This is a genomic window from Niallia sp. FSL K6-0212 (genome assembly GCF_038007605.1).
GTDB lineage: Bacteria > Bacillota > Bacilli > Bacillales > Cytobacillaceae > Niallia > Niallia circulans.
In genome coordinates, this window is the sequence record NZ_JBBOXL010000001.1 from 367,291 (window position 1) to 384,457 (window position 17,167).

18 protein-coding genes are annotated in these 17,167 nt (G+C 34.9%); 4 read left to right on the forward strand and 14 right to left on the reverse strand.

The annotated features are described in order from the left end of the window. Positions 1–222: 222 nt before the first annotated feature. The gene (locus tag MHH96_RS01670) at positions 223–1,566 is read right to left on the reverse strand and encodes a UDP-glucose dehydrogenase family protein (protein ID WP_061798082.1); all 1,344 of its coding nucleotides are present in this window, start codon (positions 1,564–1,566) and stop codon (positions 223–225) included. A 230-nt stretch (positions 1,567–1,796) separates the two neighbouring features. On the opposite strand from MHH96_RS01670, the gene MHH96_RS01675 reads away from it, so the two are divergent. After that, positions 1,797–2,108, forward strand: coding sequence for a hypothetical protein (locus MHH96_RS01675; RefSeq protein ID WP_047943862.1), 312 nt, complete (start codon positions 1,797–1,799; stop codon positions 2,106–2,108). A 232-nt stretch (positions 2,109–2,340) separates the two neighbouring features. Here the strand turns inward: MHH96_RS01675 and MHH96_RS01680 are convergent, their stop codons facing one another. The 6 genes from MHH96_RS01680 to MHH96_RS01705 all read right to left on the reverse strand — a co-directional run bounded on the left by MHH96_RS01680 (position 2,341) and on the right by MHH96_RS01705 (position 6,103). Then, a complete protein-coding gene (locus MHH96_RS01680) occupies positions 2,341–3,192 on the reverse strand; it encodes an HAD family hydrolase (RefSeq protein WP_047943861.1) in 852 nt (283 codons plus the stop codon). Between the two features lie 242 nt (positions 3,193–3,434). Then, on the reverse strand, positions 3,435–3,560 hold the full coding sequence (locus tag MHH96_RS01685) for a hypothetical protein (RefSeq protein WP_268874806.1): 126 nt from the start codon (positions 3,558–3,560) through the stop codon (positions 3,435–3,437). Between the two features lie 199 nt (positions 3,561–3,759). Then, entirely contained in the window at positions 3,760–4,335 is a 576-nt protein-coding gene (locus MHH96_RS01690; protein WP_047943860.1) for a hypothetical protein, read from the reverse strand. 278 nt (positions 4,336–4,613) lie between these two features. After that, positions 4,614–4,793, reverse strand: a complete 180-nt coding sequence (locus MHH96_RS01695; protein WP_144544645.1) for a hypothetical protein — start codon at positions 4,791–4,793, stop codon at positions 4,614–4,616. A gap of 185 nt (positions 4,794–4,978) precedes the next feature. Beyond that, positions 4,979–5,554 (reverse strand): GNAT family N-acetyltransferase, encoded by a 576-nt coding sequence (locus tag MHH96_RS01700; protein WP_047943859.1) that lies wholly within the window; start codon positions 5,552–5,554, stop codon positions 4,979–4,981. A gap of 30 nt (positions 5,555–5,584) precedes the next feature. Next, the gene (locus tag MHH96_RS01705; RefSeq protein ID WP_053215766.1) at positions 5,585–6,103 is read right to left on the reverse strand and encodes a VanZ family protein; all 519 of its coding nucleotides are present in this window, start codon (positions 6,101–6,103) and stop codon (positions 5,585–5,587) included. Positions 6,104–6,360: 257 nt separating this feature from the next. Between MHH96_RS01705 and pepF the strand changes: the two genes are divergently transcribed. Beyond that, complete coding sequence (gene pepF / locus MHH96_RS01710; protein WP_047943858.1) at positions 6,361–8,172, forward strand: oligoendopeptidase F; 1,812 nt, start codon at positions 6,361–6,363, stop codon at positions 8,170–8,172. Positions 8,173–8,271: 99 nt separating this feature from the next. Here pepF and bglA read toward each other — a convergent pair whose 3' ends face one another. Next, positions 8,272–9,711 carry a 6-phospho-beta-glucosidase BglA gene (bglA, locus tag MHH96_RS01715; protein WP_047943857.1) on the reverse strand — a complete coding sequence of 480 codons (1,440 nt, stop codon included), beginning with the start codon at positions 9,709–9,711 and terminating at the stop codon, positions 8,272–8,274. Positions 9,712–9,909: 198 nt separating this feature from the next. On the opposite strand from bglA, the gene MHH96_RS01720 reads away from it, so the two are divergent. Next, positions 9,910–10,620 carry a GntR family transcriptional regulator gene (locus MHH96_RS01720; protein WP_047943856.1) on the forward strand — a complete coding sequence of 237 codons (711 nt, stop codon included), beginning with the start codon at positions 9,910–9,912 and terminating at the stop codon, positions 10,618–10,620. Between the two features lie 124 nt (positions 10,621–10,744). After that, positions 10,745–11,341 (forward strand): hypothetical protein, encoded by a 597-nt coding sequence (locus MHH96_RS01725; RefSeq protein WP_053215765.1) that lies wholly within the window; start codon positions 10,745–10,747, stop codon positions 11,339–11,341. Positions 11,342–11,569: 228 nt separating this feature from the next. Here MHH96_RS01725 and MHH96_RS01730 read toward each other — a convergent pair whose 3' ends face one another. The 6 genes from MHH96_RS01730 to MHH96_RS01755 all read right to left on the reverse strand — a co-directional run bounded on the left by MHH96_RS01730 (position 11,570) and on the right by MHH96_RS01755 (position 17,117). After that, complete coding sequence (locus MHH96_RS01730; RefSeq protein ID WP_047943855.1) at positions 11,570–13,255, reverse strand: methyl-accepting chemotaxis protein; 1,686 nt, start codon at positions 13,253–13,255, stop codon at positions 11,570–11,572. 169 nt (positions 13,256–13,424) lie between these two features. Further along, on the reverse strand, positions 13,425–14,222 hold the full coding sequence (locus MHH96_RS01735) for a DUF4097 family beta strand repeat-containing protein (protein WP_047943854.1): 798 nt from the start codon (positions 14,220–14,222) through the stop codon (positions 13,425–13,427). Beyond that, complete coding sequence (locus MHH96_RS01740) at positions 14,215–14,775, reverse strand: HAAS signaling domain-containing protein (protein ID WP_047943853.1); 561 nt, start codon at positions 14,773–14,775, stop codon at positions 14,215–14,217. Before MHH96_RS01740 ends, MHH96_RS01735 begins: the two co-directional genes overlap by 8 nt. Further along, positions 14,768–15,091: a PadR family transcriptional regulator gene (locus tag MHH96_RS01745; RefSeq protein WP_047943852.1), complete on the reverse strand. Its 324-nt coding sequence runs from the start codon at positions 15,089–15,091 to the stop codon at positions 14,768–14,770. The genes MHH96_RS01740 and MHH96_RS01745 overlap by 8 nt, the downstream gene beginning before the upstream one ends. A 250-nt stretch (positions 15,092–15,341) precedes the next feature. Next, positions 15,342–16,241 (reverse strand): ketose-bisphosphate aldolase, encoded by a 900-nt coding sequence (locus MHH96_RS01750; protein ID WP_047943851.1) that lies wholly within the window; start codon positions 16,239–16,241, stop codon positions 15,342–15,344. Between the two features lie 24 nt (positions 16,242–16,265). Beyond that, positions 16,266–17,117: a class II fructose-bisphosphate aldolase gene (locus MHH96_RS01755; RefSeq protein ID WP_047943850.1), complete on the reverse strand. Its 852-nt coding sequence runs from the start codon at positions 17,115–17,117 to the stop codon at positions 16,266–16,268. Between the last annotated feature and the right edge of the window lie 50 nt (positions 17,118–17,167).

The window sequence follows — 17,167 nt, forward strand, 5'->3', positions numbered from 1 at the left end:
TTCAAAATTTCGATTATCTTTATTATCTAACAATAAGAGCTTTAGTCAATGCAAAAAAATAGTTTGGGGCGGAGATGGGGTTATCAAGCTGTTTGAATTCGCCACACTCCCTGTCCTAAATCATTTACATACGTGCTTATTCTTTATACAACAGACAAAAACCCTCCTTAGAAAGGAAGAGTTTTGTTTGTTGTTATTCTATTTCTCTTATTCCACACACCGTTATCTTCCTGCTGCTCTTCTAATCGGTTCAACCTCTATCTCTCTAACCTCTGGTCGGCCAATGGAGAAATAATTAATACCTGCCTTACTTGCTTCCTCTAGGGAAAAACAATTTCTTCCATCAAATATAAATGGTACGTTCATTTTGTTTTTTAAAATAGTTAAATCTATTGCTTTAATTTCAGCCCATTCTGTATAGATAAAGCAAAGATCTGCTCCCTCCAGCGCTTTCTCTGGTGTTTGTTCATAGACTACCTCTGTAGGAAAGTGCTTTTTAAAGTTATCTCCCCCTACTGGATCATAGACATGTACTTTTGCTCCTTCGCTTAATAATATGCGAACATTGGGAATAGAAGGAGCTTCACGCAAATCATCTGTTCCAGGCTTAAAGGTCAGCCCTAGTACTGCTACTTTCATTCCATTGAAAGAGGAAAATTCATTCCGCGCCTTTGAAATCAGCTTAAATTTTTGCTTCTCATTGACCTCAATTGCAGCTTTTACTGTCCGTAAAACATAGCCTTCTTCTTCTGCAAGCCAATGCAGGGCTTTCGTATCTTTTGGAAAACAAGAACCACCATACCCAATGCCTGGATTTAAAAATTTTTTCCCAATGCGCTCATCATAACTCATTCCACTTGTTACATCCTCAATATTCGCACCAACTGATTCACATAAATTAGCAATGTCATTGATAAAAGAAATCTTTAAAGCCAGAAAATCATTCGATGCGTATTTTACCATTTCTGCACTGCGACGATTCATTGTTAAAATCGGCTGTTGAAAAGGTTCATAAATAGAAGTTAAAATCTTCTTAGCCCTTTCGCTTTCTACCCCAATGACAATTCGTGAAGCATGCAGTGTATCTTTAATGGCACTTCCTTGGGCAAGAAATTCAGGATTAGAGGCAACCTCTATCGAAACCTTATGTTTTAAGTGATTTTTTATGTATGTTTCAACACGGTCATTTGTCCCGATGGGAACGGTTGATTTAATAACAATTAAACAATCACGCCTTACACTTTCGGCAATTTGCTTTGCGACTTGAAATACATAGTTTAAGTTAGCAGACCCATCTTCATTTTCGGGCGTCCCGACCCCGATGAAAATAACATCTGATTGCGCATAGGCTTTGTTATAGTCAGTTGTAAAAGTTAATTTTCCGGCCTGTGAATTTTTTTCTATAAGTTTATCTAGCTCTGGCTCATAAATAGGCGAAATCCCTAGATTCAGAAGAACAATTTTCTCTTGGTCTTGATCTACACAAATTACCTTGTGACCAACCTCTGCTAAACAAACACCTGTCACTAATCCAACATATCCTGTACCTGCCACTGTGATATTCATCTTGACAAAACTCCTTATGTAAAAGATTACAAAGACGGCCAAAATCCGTTATTAAAATAAAAAGTCGGAAGATTTAAATAGGAATATAGTTAGTATAATGGTTGATTATTTCATCGCTTATTCTTTTTATATTTTTGGTAAAGGAATGTAAATTTCCCAACTAATCATAAGAGGTAAAAATAGGAAATTTATGCTAAACTATAGCTAAAATAGGAATGGAGGAAGGATCAGTGGTCATTATCTTACTATTTATATCTTTATTGTTTTCTGCAGTCCTCTCTATTTTTACACTCACAAAAACACAGAAGAAATGGGTGGCACTATTCGTTGCATTCTGTGGGAATAGCGTTGTGTTAGCAGGTACGACATGGATTATATATATTTCTAATGAAGAAGTGAGATTATTTGGTTTTGGTCATTCGCCTCTATCCTTGCTGCCACTTTTCATTCCTGTTATTACATGGATTAACTACTTCATTCTTGAGCTAATTAAAAAGTTTTCCAAACGGTCTGACTCATATAGCATTGCTGCAAATAAATAACTTACTTTAACTTTTATTAAAAATTGTAATCGAAAGTTTTTAAGGAAGGAGTAACGAAAGAAAGCCAGCTTCTTAAAAAGCTGACTATCTTTCGTCTTCTGTTTTATCACTTTGCTCTTTATTCCGCTTGTTTCCTTTACTATTATCCTCACTAATACTAGACTGATGTCCCTTAAGGAAGTTTTGATTTTCACTTACAATAACAAAGAATAAGTATGGTGAACCGTATCTGTTATTTGAATCGAGTTGTTAAGAAATGACAAACGCCATCTTCATCACAGCTTAAATCTGTTACTTCTGCTGCCAATTCTTTAATATGGTCTGGAGCATTCTGCATAGCAACCGGCATAGAAACAAATTGAAGCATTTGGATATCGTTATCACTATCGCCAATTCCCATAGTCTCCTCTGCTGAAAGATTAAATCTTTCTAACATCTCTTTAATACCAGTGGCTTTATTTACGTTAGCAACCATTACTTCCACATTATGTGCAGATGAAGTAGATGCTGTAAAGTCGATTTCTTTTCTTAAGTCTTCTAGCACCTGTTTCCATTGATTAATATGTTCTTTTGTTCGAGCAAAAAAATAGAACTTGGAAAACTCTTTGCCTTCAATCGTGTCCTTCCAAGCAATCTTTCTACTGATAGCTTCTTTTCGAGAAAGCCATTCATTAATACCTACGCTTTCTGGTTTCGGTTCTCTGATCTCTTGTATAACATATTCTTTATCCTGACTTAATGTCATTCGAGAGTCCCCATATGGAAATAACTCATAATATACTTTATTCTCTCTTGCCTTTTTAATAATTGTTTCGACTAGTTCTAAAGGTAGAGTATGCTGAAAAATAGGTTCCTTTCCTATGTAACCAGCCATGCCGTTTGAAGTAACATATCCATCCACTTTAAATCCTTCTGGCACGACGGATTCAATTTCATCAAAAGATCTTCCTGTAGCTATAAATACGAATAGACCATCCTTGCGTAGATCATCAATAATCTCCTTTGTCTTCACGCTTACTTGATTCTGGTGATTTAAAATAGTACCATCCATATCAAGAAAAATAGCCTTTGGCTTTTGTAACAAAATAATTCCCCCTTTAACACTCTTCATTGGCAAGTATACACCTCGTTACGTTTTCCCTCAAATGCATTGTTTGTTTTCCTCGAAGGTGAGGAGAGATTAGCTGTTAACTCTTTTTAGCTCTTCGATGATTTTTGGTTTCAACTTTGCAATGAATGCTTTTTTGTTTGCATTTTCTTTCCTTTTTGGCTTTCATCTTGCTGATGAATGCCACTTTTTTTCACTTCTCCCTTCCGTTTCAGCTTTCATTTTGCTGATGAACGCCACTTTTTTCGCTTCTCCCTTCCATTTTGGCTTTCATCTTGGTAATGAACGCCACTTTTTTCGCTTCTCCCTTCCATTTTGGCTTTCATCTTGGTAATGAACGCCACTTTTTTCGCTTCTCCCTTCTATTTTGGCTTTCATCTTGGTAATGAACGCCACTTTTTTCGCTTCTCCCTTCTATTTGGAGTACATCTTAGTTTTTCCATAGCGTTTTTCCTGCAATTCTCGATTTTTCACTTTCCTACCTTCTTCTGGAACGCAAAAAAAACTAGCATGTGCCTTTTAAATACACGCTAGTAATAAACGCTATTGCTGCTCGTCTTTCTTGAGGATTCTAAATTTCAACAATAACCTAGTAAACCAATATGCTACAAATACAATAAATAAATCCAAAAGGAATAAATGAATAACGTTAATTCCTCCATGAAACGTTACCAAGCCCATTGATTTTTCAATATTAGCGCATATAAAAGTATACACAGCACTCAATAACACGGTTAGGATATAAAAGTTTTTCTTGCGATTCGTTGCATATTGATACACTAGCATAAACCCTACTGGCAGAAAGGAACCTGTAATATTTAATGCATTAGGAAGCACCGGTGTAAGAAAGTGGGTATGTGTTAAGAAATTAGTTCTACTCAGTGCAAGGTCTATGTATGCCCAAAGTAGATGAACAGTATAGCCAAAGAATAATATTTCAAATAATCTCCTTCTGTCTACCATAAAATATAATATGATTAATGGTACTAATAAAGATAGAAGAATGATCCAAAACTGCCATGTAGAAAAATCTGAATATTTATCCCAATAGGAAGAATATAATGAATGTAATTGTCCATTTATTTCATTAATTTTATCCCAATATTCCTTGTAGTTCATTTTATTCATCTCCTCCTTAAAAAATTTCCATTATTGAAGGGAGAGGCACGTTTAAGAATCTCCAATAATCGGAGTTAAAGAGACCTGTTTTTGTCTACTTATGACCTTGAGTTATTTCTCTACTTTAAATAGTTTGTACAATTTATTAGTAATTACTCATAAAAAATAGAAAAGGCTCTTTCAATTTTCCACAGCTTGAAATGATTCTAAGAAGAGTGGATGCAGAAGCACCTATAATTTCTTAGAAAAAAAGGCCAAGTGCATCACTTGACCTTGTTCTATAATTCTGATTTCAGCTTTTTTATATAAGAAGGAATTAGATTTTCTCGGCTGCAATTATTGCAATAGAATTGTTTTACGATGTCATCACATAAGTATGTTTTTAGCACAAACGCTGGAATACGTTGAGGCAATCCACAATGCTGGCAGAAAAATACGTATCCAACCTCTTTCTTCATGGACCTCACTCCATTCAGTTATTTTCCACGCCTACTTAATTCCGGTGATGCTGTAACTTCTATACAATTTACCCTTTTATTCCTGATTTTCTACTATTATACTAATAAAATATATGTTAAGCATGAGTACGAGAACTTAATTTTCATATTACTTTTACCTAACATAATATTCCTTTGCACTGTTTTTATTTATTTATCTTTCCAGCATTTGATTTGTTTCCGTCTATAAATGCTTCCCATTCTTCTCTTAATATCCCCATCCGTATGGAGTCATAATATACACCGTTATAGTAGCGGCACTTTCTCATGCGTCCTTCCATTGTCATGCCCAGCTTTTCTCCTACCTTTATCATTCGCTCATTCCCTGACCATGTTGTATATCCAACTCGAACTAATGGCAAAGTCTTAAATAAATGGTCGATCCATAGCTTCAATACCCGCGTTCCATATCCACCACTCCAGTAGTTTGGATTATAGATAACTATTCCCATCTCTAACCATTTGGACGGTTCATGTTCCCAGTAGTAGCCAACCGTTCCTATTAGTTCTTCCCCTACAACAATTGCCCAGTAATCATCTCTTTCTAAGAAGCGCTCTTTTTGAGTTTTTAAGAATCCTTCATAACTTAATGCTTTATGTGCATAATACGGAGCATCCCATTTTTTCCATTCAGGATTTTCTTCTTTAAATGCCAGTGTCCAAAGCTGATAAAGATCTTCCTCCTTAATCGGTCTTACTGTTAATTCTTTATCTTGGTACAATCACTTCACTTCTCCTTTCTTTAGGAATCCCTAAAACCTTCCCTTCGTTTTCCTCTTTTTAAAAAATATAGTACCTATAAAACCAATGACTAATCCTAATATAACGCCAGTTCCGTCGATAATGATGGCGTCTTGCCAATGGCCTGTTCTTCCGGGAACAAAGCTTTGGTGCCACTCATCTGTTAATGCATAAGCAATAGAAAGAGCACCACTTAATAGATACACCCATGGTCGTTTGATTTTCGTTTGCATCAGGGTGAGAAATAACAGCAAAGTTAAGAGGCAATAACCAATTACATGCCCTGCTTTTCGAAATAAAAATTCGATAAAACCATATGGGTCAGAATCCGAAGAGATAATCTGGCCATCATACTCAAATGTTATAGAGGGGAATGGAACATTTGTCAGGTCTATCTTATCTCGTAAAAATGGCTTAATATCCTGTTCTTCATACGGCATATGGGAGAACATAAAAATGATAAACATGGAGACAATGCAGATAAAAAATAATAAATAAAATCTTTTTTTTCGTGAAAACTTTAAGGGCAATTTCTTTTCATTCCTTTTTGTTTATTCCAATTTCAGCGGTCATTCTTTTACCTTAAAATGTAAAATTTGGTGAAATGGTGAGTTTTAACCATTATACAATTATTTATCATAAGAAGCGTAGTTTTTTATCTTTATCTTCTACAAATTATCATTAAAAAATATAATAAACAAAATATTCCTATAGTTCAATTTTTTATTGTATAATCAAACTAATCGTTTCGAAAAACGAAATAAATAGGTGACAGAGGAGAATGTTTATGAATAAAGAAATGGAAAAAACACTTTATCGTTCCGAAGTTCCTTTCGAACAAACCTGGAATTTGCGCGATTTGTTCGAAAGCGAAGCTGATTGGAAAAGGGAAGTAGAAGCGATTGAAGAAGATATTCCTACTGTGACACAATTTAAAGGGAAGCTTCACCAAAACGCTAAAATCTTGCTAGATTGTCTAAAAGCTCGAGATGCATTGGATGAAAGATTAGTGAGAGTTCTCACTTATGCAAACCTTAATCAATCTGCAGACGGATCTAATCCTTCCAATCAAGAGAACGATGCAATTGTTTCTTCCCTCTATGCAAAAGTAAGCTCAAGCCTTTCTTTTATTAATTCAGAGATTCTTACGCTTGCAAACGATAAAATAAATACATACCTGAACGAGGAAGAAGAACTACAGCTTTTTTCCAAAACACTAACGGACTTAATGGATTTGAAGCCACATATGTTAACACCTGAAGCAGAGGAAGTATTAGCAGCATTTGGTGAAATCCAGCGTTCTCCTTATATGATTTATCAAAGAAGTAAAACATCAGATATGGAGTTTTCCTCCTTTATAACAAGTGACGGGACAGAATATCCTTTGACATTTAATTCTTTCGAAAAGTACGAAGAATCGGCAGATAAAGAAGTAAGAAGAAAAGCATATGAAGCCTTTTCGGCTGGCCTTAACCGTTATAAAAATACATATGCGGCTACCTATGGAACAGAAGTTAAAAAACAAATAATAGAATCTCGTTTACGAAACTATGAATCTGTAACAGACATGCTTTTACAAGAACAACAAGTCACAAAAGAAATGTACCATAACCAATTGGATACCATTCTTACAGAATTGGCTCCACATATGCGCAGATTCGCCAAATTAAAAGAGCGTGTATTAGGTTTAGAAAAAATCCATTATTGTGATTTAAAGGCTCCGCTCGACACATCCTATGATCCTAAAATTACGTACGAGGAAGCTTCCAAGCTTATCTTAGAAGCGCTTAATATTATGGGACCAGAATATATGGAAATAATGGAAAAAGGCTTAAAAGACCGCTGGGTAGACTTAGCAGATAACCATGGAAAACGATCAGGTGCCTTCTGCTCCAGCCCGTATGGAGTACATCCATACATTTTAATGACATGGCATAACTCAATGCGTAATACGTTTACCTTAGCACATGAACTTGGACATGCTGGACATTTTGCTCTTGCTGGCAAAAATCAAATTATTTCAAATACCCGTCCATCTCGATACTTTATTGAAGCTCCATCCACCATGAACGAAATGCTTTTGAGCAAGTATATTATGAAACAATCTTCAAACAATCAAATTAGAAGATGGGTAATTCTCCAATCACTAGGAACGTATTATCATAATTTTGTTACCCATATTTTAGAAGGGGCACTCCAAAGAAAAGTTTATGACTTAGCAGAACAAGGAACTCCGATTACAGCTAAAGTATTATGTGAACAAAATATCGATGTCTTAAAATCATTCTGGGGAGACAGTGTGGAAATAGATGAAGCAGCAGGCCTAACATGGATGCGCCAACCCCATTATTATATGGGTCTTTACCCATATACGTACTCCGCTGGGCTTACAGCTTCAACTGCCGTATCAGCAATGATTGAGGAAGAAGGACAGCCTGCTGTTGAGCGATGGCTAAAAGTTTTAAAAGCCGGCGGCACTTTAAAACCATTCGATTTAATGAAACTAGCAAATGTAGATATGTCCACCCCTGAGCCAATCCGAAAAGCAATTGCCTATGTTGGAAGCTTAATAGATGAATTAGAAGCAAGCTATAATTAAAAAATACTAAATTTATTTCTCGCAAAATAGTAAATTTCATTAAAAATCAAGTATACAATACAAAGAAAGGAAGAGGAAAACATCCCCTTCCTTTTTCTATTACAGCTTTTCCCCGTTTGACTTAATCACTTCCTGATACCAATAAAAGGAGTCTTTTTTCGAACGGCTCATGGTTCCTTTCCCTTGATTATCTCGATCTACATAAATCATTCCATAGCGTTTTTTCATTTCTCCTGTTGTAAAGGAAACAATATCAATAATTCCCCATGGCGTATATCCAATCAAATCTACTCCATCATACATTACCGCTTTCTCTAATGCTTCAATATGCGCCTTTAAGTAGGCAATTCTTTCCTTGTCATGAATAGAGCCATCAGCTTCGACAGTATCAATAGCGCCAAATCCATTTTCTACAATAAATAAAGGTATTTGATAGCGGTCATATAGACGATTTAACACATAGCGCAGACCTGTCGGATCAATGGACCAGCCCCAATCGCTTGCTTTGATGTACGGATTTTCAACCGCATTTGGCAAGGCGCCATTTACAATATCCCCTGTATTATTATTTTTCACATCGCTCTTTACGGTAGTGGACATATAGTAGCTAAATCCTAAATAATCAACTGTCCCATTGCGTAAAATCTCAGCATCCTCTGGCTTCATTGTAATCGAATAGCCTTCTCGCTTAAATTCCTTTAAGGCATAACTAGGATAATATCCACGAACTTGCACATCTGGGAAGAAATATCTTTGTCTCATTTCTTCTTCCGCTAGCATCACATCTTCTGGATTAGAAGAAAATGGATAGATAGGAATATGGGAAACCATTGCTCCAATTTGGAAATCAGGATTTATTTTTTTGCCAATAGACACAGCTAATGCACTTGCAACTAGCTCATGATGAGCAGTTTGATACATCACTTCTTTCGCATTTTCTCCTTCTTTGACGGTTACTCCAGAATTTGTCCACAAAAAGAGCGGATTAGAAACATCCATTTGATTGTTGATTTCATTAAAAGTCATCCAGTATTTTACTTTGTCTTTATATCGATGGAAGCATGCTTCGGCAAAGCGGACAAAACAATCAACTACTTTTCTATTTCTAAAACCGCCATATTCTCTTGCTAGATGTAACGGCATTTCAAAATGGGATAAGGTAATAACTGGCTGTATTCCGTATTTAAGTAATTCATCAAATACTTGGTCATAGAAGCGCAGTCCTTCTTCATTCGGTTCTAATTCATCCCCTTTTGGAAAAATTCTGCTCCAGCCAATGGAAGTTCGTAAACACTTTAACCCCATTTCAGCAAACAAGGCAATATCCTCTTTGTAACGATGGTAAAAATCAATTGCTTCATGATTTGGATAAAATTGATTTTCTTCAATCAAGTCTGTTATTTTCCTAGGTACTCCATGAGCACCTGCTGTCATAACATCTACTACACTTGGACCTTTACCGCCTTGATTCCAACCACCTTCAAATTGATGTGCAGCTAATGCTCCACCCCATAAAAAATCTTTCGGCATTTTGCTCATCCTTATTTTCCTCCTTTTTATACTATTAAATTGTCTTTTCCTTTACATTATTTTTTAGATTACACTTATATTATAATTGTACCGGTACAATATGATAAATACAATATAATATTTTTATACCTAATTAATCCAAATGAGTTTTTTTCCTATATATGCTATAATCCAGCTATAACGTTTAAGATAATCGAGGTATATATTATGTTAAAATACCAGCAAATCGCAGAAGAAATAGAAAAATATATTGAAGAGCATGGCTTAAAGCAAGGCAGTAAGCTGCCAGTTATTGAGACATTAATGAAGCAATTCGAGGTTAGTAAAAGTACGATTACGAAAACGCTTGAGCTTCTTGAAAAAAGGGGAATCATTTTTCAAGTAAGAGGCAGTGGAATTTTTGTAAGACGACAGAATCGAAAAGGCTATATCAGCTTGCTTTCCAATCAAGGATTTAAAACAGATTTAGAGGATTATACTCTAACCTCCAAAATAATCGAATTAGAGATAAGAAAACCGACTGAGGAAATTGCCCTAAATTTAAATATGGAGCTTCACGAGGAGGTTTATTACGTAAAGAGAATTCGCTATATTAACGGCCAAACTCTTTGTTTAGAGGAATCTTGGTATAATAAAGCCTTCATTACGTATTTAAATAAAGAAATCGTAGCGGAATCTATTTTTCATTACATAACAAAAGGCTTAGGGCTAAAAGTAGGCTTTTCAGATGTGTATTTACATGTAGGGAAATTAACGGAAGAAGAAGCTGCTTATTTGGGATTAGAAAAAGATAATCCTAAATTATTGGTAGAGAGCATTTTTCATCTAACTAATGGGCAGCCTTTTGACTTTTCAAAAGTTACCTATAACTATGAACAATCCCAATTTTTTATCCAGGCAAATAGTCATTTCTTTTAACTGAGGTAACATATAGCTAATCAGGAAAAGTTTCCTAAATCTGAAAAAATATATAATTATTGAAACATTCCTATATTTCCTTTCGTATAACAGGTAGTACATAATTGAAAGGTTGGAATAGATAATGTTAATGGAATTAAAGGATGCTTTTCTTTTCTTAATGGACATCTTTAAAGGAAAACTCCCATTACACGATTTATATTTATTAGTATTCATTATAGTTGTGACATCAATTGCTGAAACCATTCAGGAAAAAAGAAAACCGTCAAACAGGAGTAAAAACGCCATTTTTATATATTTGAAATGGATACCTATCTCCTTTTTGGCTAGTTCTATTTATCTAACAAGTTTTTATTTTCTCACCAATATATTTACAAAATTCTTTTTTACAGCAGAAGTGTTTCATCAAGAACAAAACGTACGCTCTATTGCGTTAATGTCTTTGACTATGACAAGTATTGCTGCGCTAATTATTGCTATTTGGAGACTATATTCATTTTTCATTGTAAAAAAAGCCCTATTAACTTTGATAAGTAATTCGTTGTTAATAGCTATTGGTGTATACTTTATTAACATGTTATGGTATGAAGCTCTCAGAATGCCGATATGGTGTTATGGAATAATAGGATTGGTTAATACAATCTTTATAAGCTTTTTACTTTTAAAAGAGAGAGAAAACTTGCAAAGTAATTCATCTCCTATTAACGCAGTAGATCAATAAATGAAGCAGCTTGGTGCTCGCCCACTAGCAAGCTTATGCAATCTGCGGATGATTACCACTTATACCGAATAAAAAACGAACAATTATACAATATATGCACATAATTGTATAATTGTTCAGACCTATACTTGTTCGAAATCCTTGGGTACTTGCCTCCTTAATTTTTTTCGATCTTTTTAAATTTGATCTAGAAAATCTCACACAGTTTCTCTTTTTTTACATTCTTTCTTAGATTTTAAATCGGTGCACTAGTTCTTGAAGCTCCTCTGCCATTTTAGATAATGCCATGCTTGAGCTTGTTATTTCTTGGAATGAGGCAGTTTGTTCTTCTGTTGCTGCTGCAACACTTTCCGTTCTTTCTAAAGTTTCGCGAGAAGTATGAGCTATTTCTTCCACTGAATCTTGTACCTCTTGTACTTCTGCCGTAATTTCTTGTGCTGTTTCTGCCATCTTTTTAATATGATCTGCAATGGATTCAACACGATTTAATATTTCCTTAATATGTTCATTTGTAGTATCAGATAATTTCGTACCAGCATCTACATTTTCTATTACAAAAGACATATTTTTTTCTGTCGTGTTTGAGTGGTCATGAATAGAACTTATCAGATCGTGTATTTGATTTACAGAAGTACCTGTCATTTCTGATAGCTTTCGAACTTCCTCTGCTACAATCGCAAATCCTTTTCCATGTTCTCCTGCTCTTGCTGCTTCAATGGATGCATTCAATGCTAGCAGATTGGTTTGATTGGATATATCTTGAATACTTGCAAGTACCTCATTAATTTCATTTGTACTTAAAACAAGTGATTTTAATCCATCTCCTGCTAAATCAACAGATGCATGAATTGCCTCCATCTGCATTTGCATTTCAGTCAATGCCAATTCCCCTTCTTTTGCTTTTTCTTTAATAAGCAGAGATTCATTTGCAACTTCGCTGGCAGTATGGGCCACATCCTTAATATTTTTCAAGGAATTATTAACTTCTATTAAACTATTCTGGGTAAGTGAATCTTGCTTATTTCCATTCTCTGCAATGGTTTGAACAGCATCCGCCACTTGCTCTACCGCTACAGTCGATTGTTCCATACTGGAAGCTAATTCATCTGAAGCTTGTGCAACATTTTTAGACGTCTGCCCTACACTTTTTATCATTATTTGAAGAGAATCGACGAATGCGTTAAACGAATGTGCTAATTGACCAAATTCGTTTTTCCCATTCACATTTACTCGCTGTGTTAAGTCCCCTTCTCCAGAAGCAATACTTTGAAGTTGATTATTAATTTTATTTAATGGTCGTAAAATAGACTTTAATAACAGAAAACCTAAGACAATACTCAATAGTGCTGCCACGATGATAATTACGATTAATACCGTTTTTGTTATTTTATTATTTTTTTGATTTTGTTCTTCCAACTGAATAACATCTTGATTAATATGTTCCACTAATTCATTAACTGCCGGATCTAAAACTTCTTTCCTTAATGTCCGTAAATCCCCAAAATGGAGTTTTTCTGCAGCAGATGGATCTTCGATATAAGCCCCAGGCACTTTGTCACTTGTGGCTAAGTACGTTTGTAGACTGGATTGAAACGTTTGGATATCTTCTTTATACTCATAATAATTAGATAAAGTCTCCATTGTTTTCAAAGTATCATGAATGTCTGACTCTTTCTCATTAATTCCGTCACTATATTCTTTATTTCCGGTAAGAAGAAAGCCACGCTCGTCATTAGAAATTCCAGCAATTCGATATTGCAAATGAGTAACTAGACGCTGCATTTCTTTTGCCTCTGTCAGTTCTTTACTATTTGCAATTAACGACTGCAGACTCATATTGCTAAATCCGCCAATCCCCAACAAAGAAATAATTAAAATGAAGAAAATGATTGCCAATTGATATTTTATTTTCATTCTATCCCCCTGAATGCTTCTAGCTTTATTCTTTTGTCCATTTACTTTCTATATATCGGAGGCTTTTATTTTTTATATAGTTTGAATGCGATACCAAATTTTCTTTTCACAAGAAAATTTATATTTATATCGGCAGATAAAAAAGACAGCTTAAAAAAGCTGCCTTTTTTTAATTCCCCACCCTAATTTTCCCATTATTTGTTTTCAGCTTTACTTTATTTTCTCCGTTTCCAATCACGGTACTTCCTTTGTATTTATCTAAAATATTGATGCTGCCATCATCAACTTGAACATCGAATGTGACATTTGTTGGTTCCTTATCTGTTACAATTTCGATACTGCCATCATCTGTTTCCAGCTGTATCGCCTGATCCAATGTGGCAGTTTTCATCGAAATTCTCCCATTATTCGTTTCTCCTTTCACGCTTCCGCTTACATGATCCAGCGATACTCTTCCATTGTCAGAGTTTACTTCTACACTTCTGGATTGAATATTTTGCAGATGGATGCGACCATTATTACTTTCTGCCTGTACTTGCTCAACCATTAGGTCCGCTAAATCAATCTTTCCATTATCATTATTTATGCGAAGGGATTTATATTCCTTCACAGGTACAAGAATTTTTAAGGTAAGTGATTCATCTATAAAATTCATCTGAAAAAAGCTAATTTGTTTTTCATTCCAATTTACAACCAGTTTTTCCCCAACTACCTTGGCAGTAAAACTTCCCTTCGTTTCAGAGGAACCTTTTCCTTGCAACACAACCTTTGTTTCCTTCTCTGCTGTGGGAATAATTTCAATCCCTGCATTATTGGAATCTACTTCAATTCCAGTAATATCATTTTCCTTAAATACTTTCTCTTCATGAATATCTATACTGTTATCGCGGAATGTTAGGAATGCCCCTATGCCGCCAATTAGAACAAGAATAAGTCCAGTGACCATTAATTTTTTTAGACTAATCATGCTTTTGGCCTCCCTTCACCAATTTTGCATTAAATTTCAAATAATTGATAAAGCCTTTTGAAGAAATTCTTGTAATGTAATACATACCAATTACAATAAAAATTCCTAATCCCACTAGCAAAATGGTCATAAATAATTTAAAAAATGCAAAACTACCTGGATGAAAAACACTGTCCACAAGAACAAGTAGTGGGGAGAGTATAAAAGACGCACCAACTATCCACCCTGATAGAATAAGGGATGCTATCACAAGAAATGGTCCAAGTACAATAACCAAATTAAAGAATCCTAAACCAATAACCGCCCATACTGCTCGAAGAATATTTCCCGTTGTTCTGCTTTTTTCCACCTTTTCAAGGTGATAGGCAGCTATTAATTCTTTCGTAATTTGCTGAGGAGATCCTAAAGACTTGGCTATTTCTTCCTCTGTTTTTCCATCTTCTTTGCCTATAAAAAAATGTTCTTCATAATCATGGATGATATCTTTTCGTTCCTCTTGCGGAAGCTTTTTTAATCCAGCTTGGAGCTGTTTTAAAAATTGCTCTTTAGTCATTATTTACACCTTCTTTTATTAATTGATTGACACCATTAGAAAATTCATTCCATTCCGTAATAAGTTTATTAAGATAGGTTCTTCCTTTATCGGTTAACTTGTAGTATTTACGCGAAGGACCTTCTGTTGACTCTTGTAAATAAGTTGTAAAATATTCTTCTTTTGTTAATCTTCTTAAGAGGGGATAAACAGAGCCCTCTGAAATTTCAATTTGATTGGATATCTTTTGAACGAGTTCATAGCCATAGCGGTCCTTTTTATCTAAAAGAACAAGTACACATAACTCTAAGACACCCTTTTTAAACTGTACATTCATCTTTTCCACCTACCTTTATTCATCATTCAGTACCTTATAATAAACAGTACCATAGTAAAAATAATACCTATTGCCAATAATATACCATTTAGTATTGTTCATTGCAAGGTACTGATTAAAAAATAAATTTAGATTTCTCTTTAAAACGATTAAAATAGCACAGAAACCTATATCTGCACCATTTAATGAGGACATAAAAAAATAATTCGATTATAAAAAAAGAGAGGATTATCTCCCCTCTTCCTACTGCTTATAACCATTCTCTACGCCATGCCGTCACATTTTCTTCTCTGTAAATTTCAGCTTTTCCAATGGATTGAAATAAATTCATTTTATATTTTACTATTTCTTTAGCTGCATCAATGCATGCTGGATATATTGCGTTAGGATCCCAAAGCTCTGTTTCAGCTAAAATCTCACGGCATTTTTTATAAAATGCGTACTTATAATCTGATGAGATATTCACTTTTTGAATACCAATCTGAACAGCCTCTGCAATTTCTTCATCTGGATTAGCTGAGCCGCCATGAAGCACAAGAGGAATGTCGACCGTTTCTTTAATTTCTTTTAAAATATCCATTCTCAACTTTGGCTCCATATCTTTTGGATAAATACCGTGACAAGTACCGATTGCAATTGCCAATGTATCTACCCCTGTTTTCTCTACAAATTCTTGGGCGTCTTCTGGTCTAGTATAAATTACCTCCGATACCCCGCCCTCTACTGATGTACCTGTATTTCCAATTGTTCCTAATTCTCCTTCCACTGATACTCCCAGCGAATGGCTCACTTCTACTATCTGTTTCGTTAACTGAATATTTTCTTCTAAAGAAAGCAAGGAGCCATCAATCATGACGGAACTAAAGCCTGCATGAATCGCCCGCATAATATCAGCCATATTTCCGCCATGATCTAAATGCAGAACAAATGGAACATGGCTATTTTTAATTCTCGTTAATACATAAGAGAAAAAATCATCTTTGACAAAGTCTAATTCAGTTGGATGTACTGCAATTATCGCAGGAGAATTATTGCTTTCTGCCTCTTCAACTACTACTCTCAAAAAGTTACTATCTGCTACATTAAATGCTCCAACGGCAAATTGATGTTTTTGTGCTACTTCTAATAACTGCTTCATATTTAATAACATAATATATTCCTCTTTTCTTTAAATTTATAATGACTTTCCTTCAGTGCCTGCCAGTTCAATATAATATTTAACTAAATCTTTTCCAGCCTTAATCGTTTGATGAATAATATCAAAATAATCTATTTCGTTTCTAACCATGTTTTCTTTTATACTATTTACCTGTGCTTTAAAAAAATCAGAGCCAACATTAATCTTATTAATACCTAATGAAATAGACTTTCTTATGTTTTCTTCTCCACATCCAGATCCTCCATGGAGCACAAGCGGGATACCCGTTTCTCCTTTAATTTTTTCTAAAATATCGAATCGAAAAGCTGGAATATAACCATCTGGATAATCCCCGTGACTAGAGCCATAAGAAATAGCCAGCGCATCTATTCCTGTTTCTTTTGCATATCTAATGGCTAAATCAGGATTCGTATACATTTCATCATCTGTCATCTGGTTCCTAGAAACAGAACCGATATTACCAATCTCCCCTTCGACGCTCGCATCATAGCTTTGCGCGAATTCTACCATTTCTTTCGTTATTCTTATATTCTCATCAATTGGATAACGAGAAGCATCCATCATTACACTAGAAAATCCATCTCTTAAGCATCTCTTCACAAATCCAACATCCTGCCCATGGTCTAAATTAATAGCTACTTCTACACTTGCTGCATTTGCCATTTCTATAATTGGTCTTGTTAATAACTTACTTCCCAAATGCTGCATTAAATGATCTTGTAATAAATCTACAATGATAGGTGCTCTCAATTCTTGTGCTGCTTCAATCACTGCCTTAGCTGTTTCTAGGTTAAAGCAGTTGATTGCCATTACCGCATATTTCCCTTGGTTGGCACGTGCAAGCATTCCCTTCATCGAAACATACATTCTAAGTCCCCTCCTTTATTGACTTACTCTCTAGCAAAATAAGCGTTCTT